This is a genomic window from Thermococcus waiotapuensis (assembly GCF_055384795.1).
On record NZ_AP042429.1, the window covers coordinates 1370949 to 1389156 of the forward strand.

Annotated in this window: 15 protein-coding genes and 1 pseudogene; 5 read left to right on the top strand and 11 right to left on the bottom strand. The window is 52.9% G+C overall.

Annotation, left to right across the window (positions count from 1 at the left end):
• Positions 1-43: 43 nt before the first annotated feature.
• Positions 44-306 (top strand): annotated as a pseudogene (locus tag ACZ47M_RS07565) (DUF84 family protein).
• A gap of 181 nt (positions 307-487) precedes the next feature.
• Here ACZ47M_RS07565 and ACZ47M_RS07570 read toward each other — a convergent pair.
• The 3 genes from ACZ47M_RS07570 to speE are packed head-to-tail and all read right to left on the bottom strand — an operon-like array spanning position 488 to position 2922.
• Positions 488-1153, bottom strand: a complete 666-nt coding sequence (locus ACZ47M_RS07570; RefSeq protein ID WP_315343061.1) for a hypothetical protein — start codon at positions 1151-1153, stop codon at positions 488-490.
• A gap of 29 nt (positions 1154-1182) precedes the next feature.
• A complete protein-coding gene (locus ACZ47M_RS07575; RefSeq protein WP_315343058.1) occupies positions 1183-2004 on the bottom strand; it encodes a lysylphosphatidylglycerol synthase domain-containing protein in 822 nt (273 codons plus the stop codon).
• 48 nt (positions 2005-2052) lie between these two features.
• Positions 2053-2922, bottom strand: a complete 870-nt coding sequence (speE, locus tag ACZ47M_RS07580; RefSeq protein WP_315343119.1) for a polyamine aminopropyltransferase — start codon at positions 2920-2922, stop codon at positions 2053-2055.
• A gap of 94 nt (positions 2923-3016) precedes the next feature.
• Here speE and ACZ47M_RS07585 point away from each other — a divergent pair, with 94 nt between their 5' ends.
• Positions 3017-3505 carry a hypothetical protein gene (locus tag ACZ47M_RS07585; RefSeq protein ID WP_315343056.1) on the top strand — a complete coding sequence of 163 codons (489 nt, stop codon included), beginning with the start codon at positions 3017-3019 and terminating at the stop codon, positions 3503-3505.
• 1 nt (position 3506) lies between these two features.
• Here the strand turns inward: ACZ47M_RS07585 and ACZ47M_RS07590 are convergent, their stop codons facing one another.
• Both ACZ47M_RS07590 and ACZ47M_RS07595 read right to left on the bottom strand, forming a co-directional pair.
• Positions 3507-3980 carry a pyruvoyl-dependent arginine decarboxylase gene (locus tag ACZ47M_RS07590; RefSeq protein WP_315343055.1) on the bottom strand — a complete coding sequence of 158 codons (474 nt, stop codon included), beginning with the start codon at positions 3978-3980 and terminating at the stop codon, positions 3507-3509.
• Positions 3981-4132: 152 nt separating this feature from the next.
• Entirely contained in the window at positions 4133-5788 is a 1656-nt protein-coding gene (locus ACZ47M_RS07595; RefSeq protein ID WP_315343053.1) for a DUF2226 domain-containing protein, read from the bottom strand.
• A 137-nt stretch (positions 5789-5925) separates the two neighbouring features.
• Here ACZ47M_RS07595 and ACZ47M_RS07600 point away from each other — a divergent pair, with 137 nt between their 5' ends.
• Positions 5926-7389 (top strand): DHH family phosphoesterase, encoded by a 1464-nt coding sequence (locus tag ACZ47M_RS07600; protein WP_315343051.1) that lies wholly within the window; start codon positions 5926-5928, stop codon positions 7387-7389.
• Positions 7390-7671: 282 nt separating this feature from the next.
• Complete coding sequence (locus tag ACZ47M_RS07605) at positions 7672-8889, top strand: methionine adenosyltransferase (protein WP_315343117.1); 1218 nt, start codon at positions 7672-7674, stop codon at positions 8887-8889.
• A 4-nt stretch (positions 8890-8893) separates the two neighbouring features.
• On the opposite strand, the gene ACZ47M_RS07610 is transcribed toward ACZ47M_RS07605, so the two are convergent.
• From ACZ47M_RS07610 to ACZ47M_RS07625, 4 genes are all read right to left on the bottom strand, one after another.
• Entirely contained in the window at positions 8894-13051 is a 4158-nt protein-coding gene (locus ACZ47M_RS07610; protein WP_315343050.1) for a DEAD/DEAH box helicase, read from the bottom strand.
• 47 nt (positions 13052-13098) lie between these two features.
• Positions 13099-13755 (bottom strand): metallophosphoesterase, encoded by a 657-nt coding sequence (locus ACZ47M_RS07615; protein ID WP_464883393.1) that lies wholly within the window; start codon positions 13753-13755, stop codon positions 13099-13101.
• A gap of 46 nt (positions 13756-13801) precedes the next feature.
• Positions 13802-14746, bottom strand: coding sequence for a helix-turn-helix transcriptional regulator (locus ACZ47M_RS07620; RefSeq protein WP_315343047.1), 945 nt, complete (start codon positions 14744-14746; stop codon positions 13802-13804).
• A 70-nt stretch (positions 14747-14816) separates the two neighbouring features.
• On the bottom strand, positions 14817-15806 hold the full coding sequence (locus ACZ47M_RS07625) for a hypothetical protein (RefSeq protein WP_315343044.1): 990 nt from the start codon (positions 15804-15806) through the stop codon (positions 14817-14819).
• 236 nt (positions 15807-16042) lie between these two features.
• On the opposite strand from ACZ47M_RS07625, the gene ACZ47M_RS07630 reads away from it, so the two are divergent.
• On the top strand, positions 16043-16378 hold the full coding sequence (locus tag ACZ47M_RS07630; RefSeq protein ID WP_315343114.1) for a DUF134 domain-containing protein: 336 nt from the start codon (positions 16043-16045) through the stop codon (positions 16376-16378).
• On the opposite strand, the gene ACZ47M_RS07635 is transcribed toward ACZ47M_RS07630, so the two are convergent.
• Both ACZ47M_RS07635 and ACZ47M_RS07640 read right to left on the bottom strand, forming a co-directional pair.
• On the bottom strand, positions 16379-17269 hold the full coding sequence (locus ACZ47M_RS07635; RefSeq protein ID WP_315343042.1) for an ATP-binding protein: 891 nt from the start codon (positions 17267-17269) through the stop codon (positions 16379-16381).
• A complete protein-coding gene (locus tag ACZ47M_RS07640; RefSeq protein WP_315343040.1) occupies positions 17269-18147 on the bottom strand; it encodes an ATP-binding protein in 879 nt (292 codons plus the stop codon). The genes ACZ47M_RS07635 and ACZ47M_RS07640 overlap by 1 nt, the downstream gene beginning before the upstream one ends.
• Positions 18148-18208 lie beyond the last annotated feature (61 nt).

An 18208-nucleotide genomic window follows, 5' to 3' on the forward strand; every position in this document is an offset into this window, starting at 1 on the left:
TGGCTCAACAAACCCCACCAAGGTTCTGGCCGTTAAAGAGGTCATGGAGGTTATTTACGGGGATGTTGAAGTCTTTGGCGTTGAAGTCGACAGCGGAGTGCCAGATCAGCCCGTTGGAATGGAGGAGATCATCAGAGGGCAATAAACCGCGCCAAGCAAGCCCTGGAAAAGGGGAAAGCGGACATTGGGGTTGGAATAGAAGCGGGCGTTTATCCGGCCCCAAACTCGCTCACGGGCTATTTTGACATCCAGTTGAAGGATGTGCCCTCCCCGACCGCCCCCCGATCACCGCTCACGGGGGTGTGAGAAGGGAGGGCGGAGAAAGTTATGTCCGAGGATTTTAAGCGTTTTCCTCCTCGGCTCACCCTTCTCCTGCCTCCATTCTCGATGACCTGAGTGTGCTGTCCAGTCCTGAGCCTGGATCTTGACCTCCCTTCCGGGGTACTTTTAGCGCTTCTCCTCTTTGAGAACCCCTCGGTCTTGCCATTTATGTCTTATCCTCGCCCAGAAGGGTTTCAAGGAGGAGTCTTAGGGGTTTGTTGTCCACAGTCTCAAGGGACGTCGTTACCTCCTCTATCGGCACCTTACCCCTCCTATATGAAACGTAGAGGTAGAGGGCATAAGCCGCAACCTTTGGGTCCCCCTCCCTGGTGACCTCCACGGCACTGGCTAAAAGGGGATCCTCCAGGAGCCTATCGGCAAGAGAGAGGAGCCCTTCTAAGTCGTCATTTTCAAGTGCGTTTTCCAGAGGAGTGTAGAACTCCTTGATAAGCTTTTTAGCAGCTTTCTCCCTTTCACCGAGGTCGAAAGTCTCCACTTTTTTGTTTCGACTCAGATAGTAAAAGACTCCCATGAGGGCAAATCCCAGCGCCAGAATCGAGTATAGACCCATTGAAAGCCCCGAGACTCCCCCGATGGTTCCTCCGTATTGAACCCTGATGTAATAAAGGATTATCATCCCCCCGATAATCCAGGCAAGCGCGATCCAAACGTAAGTCATGGGAAAAGAACTTCCAACTTCCGCAGGGGGCTTTTTTCCGTTCTCATCGCTGAGGATGCTCTTTTCGGCTATATCAACAAGAGCCTGAAGCCGCTTTTTCCTGAGCTGAATTTGGTCAAGCACGTCCTTAAGGCCAGTTCCGCTTGCTTCCAAGACCCATCCCCCTTCCGTAAATAACAGAGCTATGCGTCCAATAAACTTTTCTGAGAGGACAGAACCCGGTAGAACACGAACGCCCCCGGGATTATGTACACGTACTGGGTGAGGAATTTATAAAGAAAAGCAACTCCAACTGCTTTCCCCCCAATATCGAGCGCGAGCACGATGCCAAGCTCGTTTCCACCGATTCCTCCGGGCGTTCCAATCATTCCCAGAACAGTGGAATACAGGACGGCAACAAATGCACCAGTCAGTCTGAATTCCCATCCGAAAGCTCTTCCAGTTGAGATTAAAGCCAGCGAAGAAAAGAAAACTTGCGCAAGAGTTGAGAAAAAAGCCGCCGGAAGGTTACCCTTTTTGGCCAGCTTCCAGCCTGAGTAAAATTCATTTATGAACTTTTCCTGTCTCAGAAGTTTGAAGAGCCTTGCGATAACCCTGTAAAGGGAGTCCTCATGAAAAATCGCCCACAGAAACAGAATTAAAGGGAAAACGGCATACCATGAGCCCTCCAGCAGAAGAACAAAAAGTCCGGGCAAGAGCTCGAAGACGACAACCACAGAGTAAGCCCCAATTGAACGAACCCAACTAATTCCAAGGTATCTGCACTTGATGAGCGCCCCGAGGGCGGAGTTTACCGATATTGAAACGTAACTACCCATCAGGTTCAGGAGGAGCAGTTTTTTAAAGGACACCGCCGAGTGGCCAAGAATGAAGTACCAGGAGGCAGTGTACAGGAGAAAGGCCAAAATTCCTGCGGCAAATGCAACCAGCAGATACCAGGGCTCCCCGAGGTGAAAGTTGGAACCGTTGACCTCATTCCTGATCCGGTAGAGAAAAAAGAGCACAATGAGAAGAGTAATCAAAAGGGAAAAGACCTTTCGTTTTCTCAATATTTACTCCCCCGATTCCAAAAGTTCCCTAACGTACCTGGGCATCTGGAAGAGCGTCTCATGCCTCTCCGGGTCATAGTAGTATAGCTTGAGCCCCTTTGCCCTTTCGAGGTCTACCTTTCTGAAATCTATGTCACCCTTTACGCCAACGAGGAAACTCCACGGTGAGGCATAGCCTATCACCGGGAAGCTGAAGTAGTAGACCCTGTCAAATGTTTTTTTCATAGCCCTGTAAGCGTCGAGGAGCTCGTTCGTGAAAAGATAGACGCTGCCAGCCTGTGTTATGTATATCCCAGGATCGTTAAGCCTCTCGTAGGCATCGCGGTAGAAGCCTTCAGAGAAGAGAAGCTTTGCGGGACCAACCGGGTCAGTTGAGTCCACTATTATGGCATCAAACTTTTCCTCACTCTCGTGGAGGTACTTCACGCCGTCCCCTATGATGAGCTCAGCCCTCGGCTCCTCTTTCTTTATGAGCCTCTCAAGGAGATCCTTTGCGACATCCAGGTACAGATACGAGGCCTCAACGACACCTTCGTCTATCTCAACCATAACGGCCCTTTCAACTTCCCCATGCTTAAGGACTTCCCTCAAAGTTCCCCCATCGCCGCCGCCTATGACGAGGACCTTCCTCGGGTTCGGGTGGGCCAGCAGAACCGGGTGGACGAGTGTCTCGTGGTAGCTCTCCTCACCCGCCTCCACGAGCTGGACGGTGCCGTCCAAAACCAGAAGCTTCCCAAAGCCCTCGGTTTCGTAGATTTCAAGCCGCTGATACTGCGTTTGAGTCTCAAAAAGGCGCCTCTTAACCTTAAAGCCAACGCCGTAGCCCCTGGGATACCATTCAATGAAGGCGTTATCCTCAGCGTTGAACCCCATGGTCACCACCACTAAAATCGGGGAGGTTGATGTTTTAAACCTAATGGCAACAGCCGGGACAAAAGTTATAAACCTCCACTATCGAGTATCTCCCATGAGCATAAACCTCGTCAGAAAAGAACTATTCAGGAAGGTAAACCATCTGGCGAGGGAGATAGAGGATGGAATGAACTACGGAGTTCCCCATCTCGTCGGGGAGATAGAAGCCGGAGATCCCCCTAAAGTTGAGCTCAGCGTTGCCGTTTTCGACGGGAGCTACCACAGATTCATCTTAAAAGATGAGAGAAAGCTCTACTTCATGCTTCCCGTTGATTCCTCAAATCCGGGACGTGTCTTTATGGAGGTATGGACGTTTCTTAACGGAAAAACCGAGGGAAGTGTCCTAACACCCGGAACAAAAATCAGGGGTATTCTCAGCAGTGAACTCTCAAGGAGGGGATTCGAGACGATATGGATGAATGTCCACGAAAAGGGAGGCACAGGCTACGTGGAAGTGCTTGCCGTAAAGGAAAACGCCAGGTACAGGATAACCTTTGAGAAGGCAGGGGATGAGCTCACCCTTCTTGAAATTGAAAAAATATGAGTCAGTAGGGGAACATAACGACCGCCGCCACTACGGCAGCCGGCTTATCCTTGACCGTTATCTCGGCCGAAGCGGCCCTGAATTCCTTGAGCTTCCAGCCTCTTACCCTGAACCCTTCCTCGACCATCTTTCTAACCATCTTCTCGGCTTCTTCCTTGGTGCAGTAACCGGAGTACTCGTAGATAAGCCCTCCCTCGTTCCCCTCGCTTATGCCGACTCCAAGGGCCGCGCTGATGGTCATTCCCGGTTCGTCGCTCTCGATGTGGGCATAGACCGTCGGAAGGAGCATTCCTATCGGAACATCGTGGACCTTCTCCATCCACTCGATGTGCGCTGGAATTACACTGCTGAGCTTGACGAGGTTGACGTTACCTATACCGAGCTTGAGGAGCGCGTTATCGAAAGCGTTGAGTTTTGTTCCTCCTTCCGCAGCCGCAGCACCTATGAAAGCCCTCTTAGGAGTCATCCAGCTCATCTTCGCCACCCATCTCACTTTTGAACTATTCTTTCCAAGGTCAATCGGTTAATAAACGTTTCGGAAACATTCCGGGGCAGATGGGCAGGACCCCACAGAACAAAGGTTTACTCATATAGAAAGGAGAAACCACAAAAAGTTGGAAAGGAGATCTACCTTACTATAACGTTGAGTTTACTAAGCTTTATGGAGATGCTGTACTCCCTGGACACATCCCGGATGGCACGCAGGATAGTTTCCTTTGCATCGTTCTTGAGTTTTTCTTCATCAACGCCCGAGAAAGATCCGAAGAGGCCACCGACTTCCTCCTTGAGGAAGGACGCCTCGATGCTTACGTAAACCGTGCTGTCTTGAACGTCCCAGCTTAGTTTGAGCCACTTGAACGTCACGCGGGGGATTAGTTTAAGCTCCGTATGAAGCCTCGCCTTAAGGGTTTCCATGGCAGGTTCTATCCTACTCTTAAGAAGGGCCTGCTCACTCTCCTTCTTTTTCTCTTCGGTGAGGAAGGTAAGCTCATCAATACCAGCCTGTTCCAGGAGTTTTTCAACCTCTTTCTCCAGCTCCGTTTTCTTTTCTATTATCTGAACCGCCTTGGCGGATTTTGGTTTGGCCTGGACTGCAGGGACTGCCTTTTCAACGGTCTCCACCTCAATGTTGTGCACGGTTATATACCTGTTGAGGGTCTTCCCGAGATCTTTGGAGTGCCTCGTGATGACACTCCTTACGAGATTTTCGACACTCTCCCTTGGGAGGTCCGTTTCAACGACGAGCTTCGCGTTGACTTCAAACTCCCTGCGGCCCTTGATGTCAAAGCTGGCGGCCGTAACGTTGATTCCCGCACCCCGGATTTCCTCGATTACGGTCCTGGCCATCGCGCTGAAATATGGCCACACGTCCTCAAGAACGGAAAGGGTTATTCTGCCCTCCTTGTCCACTTTTCCCGTCTTCTTCTTGTCCGTATCTATTATCTGCTGGGGAGCAACTTCCTTCCCATCCAGAATCACTTTAATGTCCTTGAGTATCGGCTTTATGTCAGCCACCCTAAGTATCACCGGGGCGTGCGTGCTTATGGCGTGAAGCATTCTCTTCTCTGCAATTTCTCTCATCTGCCCTTCACTGTGTCCGTACATGTGGACATTGAGATAAAGAACCCCTTTACTCACCTCTCCCGAGAATACGATCTTAGTCAGCTGCAGTGTTCTAACTCTGTTGGCCTCAGATATTAGATACCTGGCATACTCCCTGAGAGCATCGTTCAAGAAGTCTCCGTTCGGAATCTCGTTTACTATCTCAACCTCTTCCACAGTCCTCGCACTCGCAGCCCTCTGGGTGGGCTCTGGTTTTTTCTCCTCTGGAGGCTTAGCTGGCTCAGGGACTGCCTGAGGGGCTGTCTGTGCAACTTCTTGCGGGGAAGTTTTGGATTCCTCGGGGAAAAACAGATCCGCTATCGGAACTTTGGGAGTTTCGGCGTATGCCTCAAGGTTGTCAGCTATTGACAGCTTCACGCCTATTTCATCGAGGGCGTAGAGGTCAACTATCACCGGTCCCTTAATGAGCTCTCTGAAGAGCGAAAGTGCTTCCTCTCCAGAGATGTTCTTTCCAGAGCCAACTTCCTGACCCTCAATTGCCAGAATCTTTGAGCGATCCATCAGAATCTCCATGTAATACCCTTGACCGCTTTTTTTGCCGAAAATCTTGATGAAGGCCCCCTCTGCAGTTGAGAGGATACTTTGAATCTCCCTGAGCAAATCCCCTGGTGAGACTATTACAATGTTTTCCTTGAGGGGGGTTAAGCCGGGCAGCTTCATATTCCCACCATCTTGTTGTTTGTTGTTCTGACCAGCAGCGACACCTATATATATTCCTAAGTTAAACGATGCAAAGAGCTCCGGGTTTGAGTTACGCAACGTACCTATTTAAACGTTGTTGATCATAGGTGGTGATTATGAGGATCTTGGTACTCGGCGGTGGTAGCATTGGCCGTCAGATAGCCGAGGCCCTCAAAGGGGAGTTTGATATAACGATAATAGAGAAGGACGAAATACGCGCCAAGTCCCTTTCTGAGGGGGGATTCAACGTTGTACAGGGCGACTTCTCGTACACGGCCACGCTCCTCAAAGCGGGCATTGAGAAAGCTGACGTCATTGTTATAACGACAAGGAACGTCGACACTGTTAAAAAAACGGCCTACATAATCAGGGGCAATAACCCCAGTGTCCCAATAATAGCGCTTCTTCCGGATGATACGCCCAAAGAGACGCTAGAAAATGCAATCCGCGAGGAGTTCGAAAAGGAGGCCAGAATAGACTACGGCATTTACCCGCAGAAGGCAATAATAGACGCGTTTTTGAGAACCCTGCTGGAACTCGGCGAAAAGAAAAACGCCACCCTTTTGTTCAGAAAACTTCAAGAGCTGAAAAAAAGCGGGGACTCTCTCCTGATAATAACCCACGACAACCCGGATCCAGACGCACTCTCATCCGCGCTGGCCCTCTCCATGATCGCCCAGAATGCGGGATTGAAGACCACAATAGGCTACGGCGGGGAAATAACACACCACGAGAATCAGGCCTTCGTTAACCTTCTTGGGATCAATATAAGACGCCTTTCAAAGGGTTCCTACGAGCTCAGAAGACATCAATTTATAGCCATCGTTGATGCCCAGCCAAACGGAAACATAACAGTCCTCGACAAGGAGGATCTTGAGAGAGTAAAGGTGATAATAGACCACCACCAGGTATTCCAGCACCTGTACGACTACCTGCCGGGTGATGTTTTCATCGACATAAGGCCGGAAGTTAAGTCATCCGCGGCGATATTAACGGAGTACATGAAATCCCTGAACATAGTCCCGCCAGAGAACGTTGCAACTGCCCTTTTCTACGGGATATACATAGACACGAAGAAGTTCTCAAAACTTAGCCATGTGGATCTTAAGGCTATCGAGTTTCTCGCGGGCAAAGTCAACTACGAGATTCTGGACAGAATCGAACACCCGGATATTTCCCTTGAGACAGCGGAGATACTGGCCAGGGCAATACTGAACAGAAGAACATACAAAAACCTCCTCATTTCAAACGTTGGGTTCATAAACAACAGGGACGCCATAGCGGAATCAGCAGACTTCCTTTTGAGGCTCGAGGGGATAAGCACGGTTTTGGTATTCGGAATCGTCGACGATTCCATAGAGATATCCGCCAGAACCCGGGACGTGAGGGTGAACGTTGGGGCAGTTATGAAAGAAGCCTTCAGTGACATAGGGAGCGGAGGAGGACACCCGGCCATGGGTGGCGCAAGGATCCCCCTCGGGATTTTCAAGCTGGCCAAGGACAAAAACTCCCTCCTACGGCTCGTTGAGGAGGCAATAACGGAAAAGTTCCTCGAAGCCCTGGGAGTCAAAGAAAGCTGATGTGGGCCCGAGCGATCCCCTGCCTTCACGGTAAGCTTTTCTACTTTCTCCGGCGGTCCGGAGCTCGGGCCCTGTGCGCCCGGCATCGTCACACCCGCTCATCGCCGGCACAAGCCCGCTCCCGGGCCCGGGCCACCGAGCGCGACCGTCGTTGAAATTTATCGGCTTGGTATTTAAGGCTTTCAGTCCCAATAACCGCCAGGAATATTCCCACGGTGACTTCATGCCGAAAAGCATATAAGCTGATGGACAGACCCGCTCATACCCATGGAGGTGACGCTCATGGTCGAGAAGGTCAGGAACATAGTGGTTGAGGAGATCGTAAGGACCCCGGTTGAGATGCAGAAGGTGGAGCTCGTTGAGAGAAAGGGCATAGGCCATCCGGACAGTATAGCGGATGGCATAGCTGAGGCTGTCAGCAGGGCCCTCAGCAGGGAGTATATAAAGCGCTACGGCATCATCCTCCACCACAACACCGACCAGGTTGAGGTCGTTGGCGGAAGGGCCTACCCAAGGTTCGGCGGCGGTGAGGTCATAAAGCCGATATACATCCTCCTCTCCGGAAGGGCCGTGGAGATGGTTGACAGGGAGTTCTTCCCGGTTCATGAGGTAGCCATAAAGGCCGCCAAGGACTACCTCAGGAAAGCGGTCAGGCACCTTGACATTGAGCACCACGTCGTTATTGACTCGCGCATAGGCCAGGGAAGCGTTGACCTCGTCGGTGTATTCAACAAAGCCAGGGAAAACCCAATTCCTTTAGCCAACGACACCTCCTTTGGAGTTGGCTACGCCCCGCTCAGCGAGACCGAGAAAATCGTCCTCGAGACTGAAAAGCTCCTCAACAGCGACGAGTTCAAGAAGAAGTGGCCGGCCGTTGGAGAGGACATCAAGGTCATGGGCCTCAGGAAGGGCGACGAGATAGACCTGACCATAGCTGCGGCTATAGTGGACAGCGAAGTGGACAATCCAGATGACTACATGGCCGTTAAAGAGGCCATCGAAGAAGCGGCCAGGGAAGTTGTCGAGTCCCACACCCAGAGGCCGACTAAGATTTACGTCAACACAGCCGATGATCCGGAGAACGACATCTACTACATCACCGTCACGGGAACGAGTGCTGAAGCTGGAGACGACGGTTCCGTTGGAAGGGGCAACCGCGTCAATGGCTTAATCACCCCGAACAGGCACATGAGCATGGAGGCAGCCGCGGGCAAGAACCCCGTCAGCCACGTTGGAAAGATTTACAACCTCCTCTCAATGCTGATAGCCAACGACATAGCCGAGCAGGTCGAGGGAGTCGAGGAGGTCTACGTCAGAATCCTGAGCCAGATCGGCAAGCCGATCGATGAGCCCCTGGTTGCAAGCGTTCAGATAATACCGAAGAAGGGCTATTCGCTTGACGTCATCGAGAGGCCGGCCTACGAGATAGCCGACGCATGGCTGGCAGACATAAACAAGATCCAGAAGATGATCCTGGAGGACAGGCTCAACGTCTTCTGAGCCCTCAGCCTTTCTCTATTATCGCCATTATTTTTCTGTGGAGCTGTTTTATCATCTCCCTCCTGTCCTCCATCAAAACAACGTCGCTCGCCCCAATCACCTCAAGGTTGAAGGCGAAGGGGCTTGGGACGTTGTGCCTCTCGACGACAACCCTGATCCTCCCATTCCTAACCCAGCTCAGAAAGAGCTCGGCATTCTCCACGTCCATCTTGTCCTCCATTGTCTCGCGATAGACTTCCTTCAGCAGAGGAAAGTCCGGATAGCGCTCCTTCAGAACTTTAAGAAGAGACACAGCCATTACCTGTTGTCTCCCCAGTCCTTTGCTCCTCCCCAAGTAGCGCCGGAGGATGAGCAGCCCGCGGTTGGCAACGTGCCTGAAGCGCCTCTTCAAAAGCTCGGTGTTTTCAAGGGCCCCCTTGAGAACCTCACGGATGTCTTCAAGCTGGAAAAGCTCCCCTATCTCGACCTCCGAAAGCCTCGCCTCCTTTGGAACCCTCAGGAGGAAGCCGTTGTCGCTTATGGCTATTCCAACGTTTGCCCCCTTCCGCCTGCTTATCGCGTAGGCGAAGGCCCTGCTCAGGGCGTCGTTTGCCTTCCTGCCAACGAGCGTGTGGAAGAAGTACTCGTAGGTGTTCTCCTTCTCCACCTCTTCAACAAGAACGGTTTCATCGTCGGGAACAACCGAATACTTCGCCTGCTCGCGGAAGTAAGCGATGATAGCCCTCGCCGCTTTCTCGTCTATGTCATACTTTCTTGCCAGCCTCTTGACCGCGTCCTTTCTATTTATGAGGCTTTTAACTTCCCGCCTAAACCTCTGTATGTCAAGGGCAAGGTCGAAGCTCAGAGGCAACATCTCGGAGAACCAGGCTGGAATTGTCGGCTTCGCCCCCTCTCTGGGAACCACGTATATCTTGTTGCCCCTGCTCCTGACGAACTCGTAGGTTCTCCCGGCTAAGACGAAGATATCCCCCGGCATCAGCCTCTCGGCAAACTCCTCCTCAACCGTCCCAATCATTCTTTTGTCCATCGTGTAAACGCTGATTTTTGCCTCGTCGGGAATCGTTCCGGCGTTCATATAGTATATCGCCTTAGTCATCTTACCCCGTCTTCCAAACTTGCCATCTTCGAGCCAGATTTTGGCGTAGACCTTCCTGTCCTCCAAACCAGCGTATTCCCCTGCTAAATACCGGAGGACGCCCATGAAGTCCTCGAAGGGAAGGTCGCGGTAGGGATAGGCCCTTCTGACAACGCGGTAGGCCTCACCAACGTCCCACACCCTGTGGAGCGCCATTCCAACGATGTGCTGAGCCAGAACATCGAGGGGGTTCTTCGGGATTCTAACCCTATCGAGCCTTCTGTTGCGGGCGTTGTGGGCCAGAACTGTCACCTCAACAAGGTCGTCGCGGTCGAGGGCGATTATAACCCCCTCGCTTACCTCGTGGAGCCTGTGGCCGGCCCTCCCGATGCGTTGCAGGGCCCTGTTGACGCTCTTCGGCGAGCCTATAAGGACGACGAGGTCAATAGTTCCAATGTCAATCCCCAACTCCAGGCTTGTTGAGCTGTTTTTTGAGACGAAGCCGTTCACGACGTAGTTCCCTGTCTCAGAGTTTATTACCCCGTAGGCATAACCAATGTAGGCAGGCTCAAGTGACGTTATTTTGTCAAAGAAGACATCTCCCTCGGCGAGGCTTTTCAGTTTTTGAATTTCATCCAGAACTTCACGTATTCCCCTGTCCTTCGCCTCTTCCTCATAGACCTCAAGAAGCTTTAGGAGATTCCTCCTGCTAATTTCACGTGCCCCGAGTTCGGCTCTCACCGGGTTGTAGAGACTCATCTTCTGAAGGCGATAGGAGCTTATCCCGAGCTTTTCACGGATGTACCTCAAGCGCTTCCCAATTCCAGGAATCACGTCGAGGTTTGAGTACCTCCCAGAGTAAAGTCTTTCCCAGTTGGAAAGGTCACTCCTCCAGGGCAGTATCTTCTCGAAGAACCGCCTTAAGTACTCCCAGCCGATGACGGCCACCTTATAAGCGGCGCCCTTCTCAGGTATCTCCTCGCCCCTGAAATGCTCAACCTCGTCGTAACCTCTGGCTCTGATGGAAGATACCACCCCAAGCTGAAGGAGGACGTCTCTAATCCCCTCAGCAAACTCCCTCTTGAACGTCAAAAAGCCCGCTGAACAGACCCGTCCATTCTTAACCCTCAGATAGCCGTTTCCGTCGAAGTAGCCTGCCAAGAACTCCCTCTTGTGCTCTTCGGGAAGGACGTAAACTATCGAGGGGAAAACCCCCTTCCTGGACTTTCCCCCAGTTTTTCCCGTTAGAGCTTTGAAAATCCTCGGAAGCAGGGCGAAGGGAATTTCAAGCGCCCACGTGCTTTCGTTCTGTTTTCTTATAATCCCCTCAACGCCGAATTCTACTTTGCCCAGCTCCCGGTACTTTTCGAGCATTTCCCTATCAGTCGAGAACAGGGTCAGGGTCCCGCTTTTCCACGAGCCACCGGCCATCCAGAAGCCCAGCAGTCTGGCAAGTCTGGGAGTAAAGGTGGAAGGCAGGGTGTAGCGATCCCTGTCGGAGGTTATTCCCTCAACGTCTTCTCCACTTATTTCAAGCCCCGCATCTCTGAGAAGGACTTTCAGCCTGCCCCATCTGAAGGGGTAAACGCCGTTGAGTTGCTCGCTGAGGTAAGAGGCATCCCATCCCCTATGGCGCGCATAGGCACCAACTGAACCGAATTTTGCCCGTATTGAAAGTTCAAGCTCCCCGAGGAAGCCCTTCTTGAGGTGAAGGTAAGCGGAGTCGGGAAGGACTTCAAAAATTGAAACTTCCCTCTCCGGGCTCGGAAGTCTTCTGACGACCGCGATGTAGTCGCCTTCTCTAAGCTCTCCAGCCTCAACCCACTTGAGTTCCCCGTCCCTAACTGTGAGGAACCTGTGCTCCCCCGTCGCAACGATACCAAAGCCAAGCCTGGTCTTGATCCTGATGCCTTTACGGTTGTAGGGTATCCTGTGGGGCTCCTTGAACTTCACGAACCTCGCTTTGAAAGAATCCACTCCAGTGATCCTCGAAGAGCCCAAATCTTTAATCTCAACGGGGCCTTCCTCGGTCAGAATCTTCGAGTCCCCAGAGACACAGACGACGGCCTTAAGTTCCCCCCTCTTCAGCTTCTCCTCCACATCTAACCTGACCTCCCTGGAAAGGCTTGAGTGGTGGGTCTCTATAAGGCCCCCAAACTCGGGAAAACGCTTTTTTAGGTTAAACACGACCCTCTCGGCACCGCTTCTGGTATTGGTGAAGATGAGCGTCGTTCTGTGTCCCCTTATAAGCTCGGCCAGACGGTTGTAGAGGGCATCGCCAAGAACATTCGCCGGGGTGTACACAAGGTCTTCAACGACGCTTTCCACCTTTATCTCAGTCTCCTTTGCAAAGCTCACGTCAACTATAATGCCAGGCCGAGGCCTCCCCTCGTCGTCGAAGCCAAAGACGAACTTCGCTACCTCCTCAAGAGGGTGTATCGTCGCGCTCAGGCCTATCCTCACGAACTCCCTTCCGGCCATCTCCTGGAGTCTCTCCATCGTGAGGGCAAGGTGTGAGCCGCGCTTGTTCTCAGCCAGGGCATGGACTTCGTCAATGATGACGTATTTCACCGTCTTAAGCCTCTCGCTGAATTTTGGGGCGTTTAAAGCTATCGCCAGGCTTTCGGGAGTGGTTATGAGTATGTGCGGCGGTTTTCTCACCATTTTGCTTTTTTCATAACTCGAGGTGTCGCTCGTCCTTATGGCGATACGGATTTCAGGTAGCTCGTAGCCGAGCTCCTTCGCGACCTCCTTTATCTCCGCCAGGGGCCCCTCGAGGTTGCGCTTTATGTCGTTGTTGAGAGCCCTGAGCGGTGAGACGTAGAGGACGTAGATTTTATCCTCAAGCTTTCCCTCCTTTCCAAGCAGAATCAGCTCGTTTATAGCCGAGAGAAAAGCAGATAGGGTTTTTCCAGAGCCGGTGGGGGAAGAAATCAAAACGTTTTCCCCTTTATGTATCTCAACGACGGCGTAGCGCTGTGGGGGAGTAAAGCTCCCGAACTTCCGCTTAAACCACTCCCTAACAGGCTCGGTGAGAATGGAGAATATCTCCTCGTCGCTGTACTCCCTTTCAGCCCGGCGTATCATAGCTCTCACTTATTAGGTTCAATTAAAAACTTTTTTGGTATCCAAAATCAAACCTGGCTGATCTTTCTCATGGCCTCCAGAAGCTTCCCGAGTTCTCCAAAATCCAGGACTTCTCCACCAACGGGAACCAGAACCCTTAGCTCGAGAACATTGGCCTTTTTCAAAAACGGGGAAACGATCTCCCTCGTTACGTCGTTTCCATAGGCCCAGGGGCTGAAGGCCGGGAGGACTATAAGGCTCTCGCCCCTCAGGAAGACGGGCACCTTAACGCTCGCCCCAACCTCGTCCCTCAGCCGTATTGAAGGATGTTCGTGGCCTATTATGAAGCGCTCCCCCTCTTCAAGTCTGTGCCCGTGCACAACTTTCCACCCTTTAAGGCTCAGCTCGTCGACGATTTCAACGCCGAGCTCCCTGAGCCAAAGAACACCAACATCATGGTTGCCCCTTACAAGGATGACCTCACCGACTAACCCCCCGATGCCCTCGAAAAATGCCCTAAGTTCCGCCTTTTCCCTCTTAATGGGAACGAAGGAGTGTTTGAGGTCGCCGTCTATTATGAGCCTTTTGGGCCTTTCCCTCTCGAGAACATCCCTGAGAGAGGAAACAAGATCCCCCAAAAGCTTTGGCACGTAGTGGCCCTCGCTCGCAAGGGCCTCCTCAAAACCAATGTGAAGATCAGCCACCAGCAGGTTCTTTCCAACCATCAGGGCCCTTTCAGGGAGAAATTTAAAGAGGGACAACGGCTATCCCTCACTCAAGGACCAGTTCCACCCAGTTTTCCCTGCCAAGTTTGTAAACCCTCACCAAGCCCTTTTCTTCAAGCCTCTTGAACATCCTCCAGGCGGTGCTCTTGGGAAGGCCAAGGGCGTCCCTGACCCTGGACTGAGGCGCTTTACCCCCGTTTTCAACGAGGAACAGCAGGGCGTCTCTCTCGTCGTCGTTTAGATCTGTCATTGCATCGATCTTCTGGCGGAACCTCTCAAGAGCCTCTGGGCTCCAACTTCGAGTTTCAGAGGTTTTCTTTTTCCCGAGGAGCAAGTAGGCCGCGCCTCCCACGATTAAAAGCGCCAGAACGAGCCCTATCCACCTGGCCGAGCCTGAACCCCCGCCTCCACCGGTGGATGTTGTAGTAGTCTGGCTCTGGGAAGTAGTGGTTGTGGTTTCAGTCCCTCCAGGGGATCCTGTCGTCGTCTTGGTTCCTATCGGTATAAGGTAAGAGACGCTCACGTCTCCGGGCGGCATCAGCAGGGTGTTCCCGCGTATCTCAAGTGGGACGTCGCTCAGATCAACTATCACAGCATTGGACGGAAGGCTTATCGTAACAGGAACCGGGCTCTCAAGGGATACTGTCCAGACGGCCCCCTCCTTCGAGGTCAGGTCAGGGGTGTAGTAGGAGAGCTTCACTAGGGTAGCATCCCCGAAGTAAATCGTAACGTTACCGTTGTTTATCTCCACAGGGAGAAGGTTTCCATTCTCGTCGAGGGCCACCAATCCCTCCACCTGTTGACCAAGGAGGGGAACTTCGAGAACTACAGTGTAGTTTGCGGTTGAGATAGTCTCGTTGACCAGCACATAACCATCCTCGTAGACGGTCAGAGAGAGGGACGAAACGGTCTGACCCCCAACCGGAACCATTAGCAAGCCCGCGATGATCATGATGAAGAGCGACAAAAACGGCCTCATGTGGCGGCTCATTTTCTCACCTCGGGCATTTATAAAACAGACCTCTTTAAAAAAGTTTACGGGGGGAAGAAGAAAGAAGAGATCACGGGCGCTTTCCGGGGTTTTCTGGCTTCCAGACGGGCCAGTGCGTTTCGTCATTCTTCTGGACCCACCTGAGGTGAGCAGCCACGAGCTTGAGTCTCGGGGTAGATTCTTTTATTATCCCGAGGGTCTCCATGTACTTGCCCTCTCTGACGAGCTGTGTCACGTTCTCCCGGAGCTGGATCAGCTGCTGCATGAGCTCGTCAACAAGGGTCGCGTTTATTCCCGGGGCGTTTCTGAGCATCTGAAGGTTCCTGATCTCCATCTCCAGCCTTAAGGTAAAGGCGTTGGTTATTGGTCCGTTACTGGCCTTAAGGAACTCCTTTTGGAGCTCCCCGAGGGCTTCATCCAGCTGCCCCTTCAGCTCCCTGGCCTTCTTAAGGTCCTCCGTGAGTGCTGTGCTGTTACCGCTCATAGCGTCTTCTACAACCTCCCTGTAGGCTTCTCTGGTCTCGTTGTAGAGCTTCTCAGCTTCCGTGGTGTTTATTCCCCTCATCTTGGCAGCGTTGATGATTATCTCAGCGTGCCTGAAGTAGCCGTTCATCCTGAGGGCCTCGACCCTGGCGATGGTCTCGTTGCTGGGGCCCGTTCTCTCTGTCTCCACTGCTTCGCCCTTAACTATGGCCTTTATAACGATCTTGTAAGACCTCATGGCTTCAATGGCCTTCCCGATGGCTCCCCTGTAGTCACCGCTGTTGTAGAGGCTCCAGGCTTCGCTCCTGAGCCCCTCCGCCTTGTTGAACTGCTCAATGATGTCACTGGTGATGTTGCTCCCGTTTGCAATGAGCCCACTGGTGTAGTTTGCCAGTCTGTCAACCATCCTCAGGAGGTTCTCTGCAGCCTTCTGCCCGGTTGCATTAAAATTGGCAGAGGCATTAACCTGGGCCTGCGCTGAAGCCTGCCCGGCCTCAGCTGCCCCGACCATTGTGTAGGCTGGTACCACCGACAGCACCAGCATTGCCATTACAAGTATGGCTTTTACACCCCTCATGGTCCTCACCTCATTTTGGATTAGAGAGCTTCCCCTATATGAGGGATGCGCTGAAACCGCAAAGGAAAAAACGTTCCCGGTCGTTCTGCCGTTTGTTTAAACTTTTAAAACCGCCGCATTAGCCAGACAAAACGATTCTGTCAGCCTTATCTCGCCTAAGGCCCAGCAGGTCAAAATTCTGAATCGCGCATAAGCTTCATAAAGCCTCCCCCGAAAGGGAGCAGGGAGTGAGGATTATGCCGCGTGGAATGGGCTGGGGCAGGGGAAGGAGGAGAAAGATGAGAATGATCGGCTTCATCCCCCAGGTCAAACACTTCCATCCCGCTCTTCCCCCGATGGTTCCACCCAAAACTCCCATATTCATGACCTATGAGGAGTTCGAGGCCCTTAGACTCGTCGATTACGAAGGTTTGACCCAGGAGGAAGCGGGCCAGAGGATGGGTGTTTCCAGGGGCACCGTCTGGAGGGCCCTTAGTTCTGCCAGAAAGAAAGTTGCCCAGATGCTCGTTGAGGGGAGGGAACTGATAATCCTCCCGCAGGGAAACGAAGAGCCAGGAATGGAAAAGGAGTGATCAGCCGAGTATCTCCTCCGCTATTCTCCTGGCTATCTCCTTGAGAGCTCCCGACGCTTTTGAATCGGGAAAGGCCTCAACGACCGGCCTGAGGAGACCCATGCTCTGGGGAATTGCCCTGTCGTAGGGGACTTCCCCAAGTACCGGGATACCCTCGCTTTCGGCCCACCTCCTCAGCTCTGTAAACCCGGGGTTCATGTCAGCCTTGTTGATTATGAGGTAAACCGGCTCCCTGAAGTGCTGGACGACCCTGTAGGCGCGCTGGACATCGGAGAGGGAAGCGGGCGTTGGCTCGGCTATAAGTATGGCCACGTCTGCTCCTCCGAGGCTCGCTATAACCTGGCAGCCGATTCCGGCGGCGGAGTCAACGATCATGTGCTCGAGGTTTAGCTCCTCCATTATTTTCTTCGCCCACTCCTTTTCTTCAGTGACGAGCTTTCCGCTCTCGGGCCTTCCAACATCAAGCTGAGCGGAGATGATCGGAAAGCCGTACCTGGTGGTTGCCTTCCTTATTACTCCTGAGCGAACCTCTTCGAGGCTTATCGCCCCCTTAACTGGACAGACCAGGCCGCAGACGTTGCAACCCTCGCAGGTGAGCCCGTTAACCACGTAGTTGCCCTCACCGTCTACGTAGATGCTCCCGTAGGGGCAGTGCTCCATGCAGATGCCGCACCTTATGCAGCTCCCCGTGTTTATCCTCGCTACCCTGGCCCCGAAGTGTTCCCTCTCTTCTTCCCACTCTTCAACGCCGAGGAGAAGGCCGAGGTTCGGTGCTCCCGCGTCCGCATCGACGGCTATGAGCCTGTAACGGTCTTTAAGGAGGTAAAGGAGCGAAGCCGTTATCGTGCTCTTCCCAACGCCGCCCTTGCCACTCGCTATAGTTAACTGCATCACTCACCACCCCCAAAAGCGAGAACCCTTTCGGCAAGCGCCCTGAATATTTCCGCCTCGGGGTAATCGCCCAGGGCTATCGGCCTTCCGCTAACGTAGCTCTTCACTATGTTCTCGCTGTAGGGTATTTCAGCAACCACTTCGGCGCCGTACTTTTTGGCCAGCCCGTAGACCTTCCCCTTCTCCCCGAGGTCGGCCCTGTTTATCACAACCCACGTGGGGATTCCCATAAGTTTCCCCAGTTCGAGGATTAGCTCCGTGTCGTGGATTCCGAGCGGGGTTGGTTCCGTGACGGCTATAAGGAGATCAGAGAACTCAATTGCCTTCGAAACTGTGTTGCCGGTTCCTGCGGCAGTATCGATGAGTAAGATACCTCCGCTCTTTTTGTGGATTTCGGCGGCCTTCCTCCTGGCGGCCACGACAAGGGGCATCGACCTCTCCTCGCCTTCCCTAAGCTTTCCGGTCACCAGCGTGAAGCCATAGGGCGTTGGCGTGACGTAGGTGTGCCCGATCAGCCTCGCCCCCCCGATGATTGCCCCGGAAACAGGGCAGACTATCTCACATGCACGGCAGCCGGAGCAGAGGGTTGGTATGAGGAAAGGCGTTCCATCCTTCAGGGTGATTATGGCGTGCTCCTCGCAGGCTTCTGCGCACTTCCTGCAGCGGGTGCACTTAGAGTAGTCGAAGAGCGGCATGAACTGGTTCACCGGCTCCTCGTTGACCAGCCCAAGGCCGAGGAGAAGGTGGTCGTTTGGTGCTTCAACGTCCAGGTCAGCCATTGTGAGATTGGCCCCCAGCTTCCTGAGCGCTACCGCGAGATTAACGGCGACGGTGGACTTTCCGGTGCCCCCTTTTCCACCGCTCACGGCTATCTGCAACCTCCCACCCCCGAATTAGGCGAACCTAAAAACTTTTAAAGTTTGTGCATACGCTCAAAAG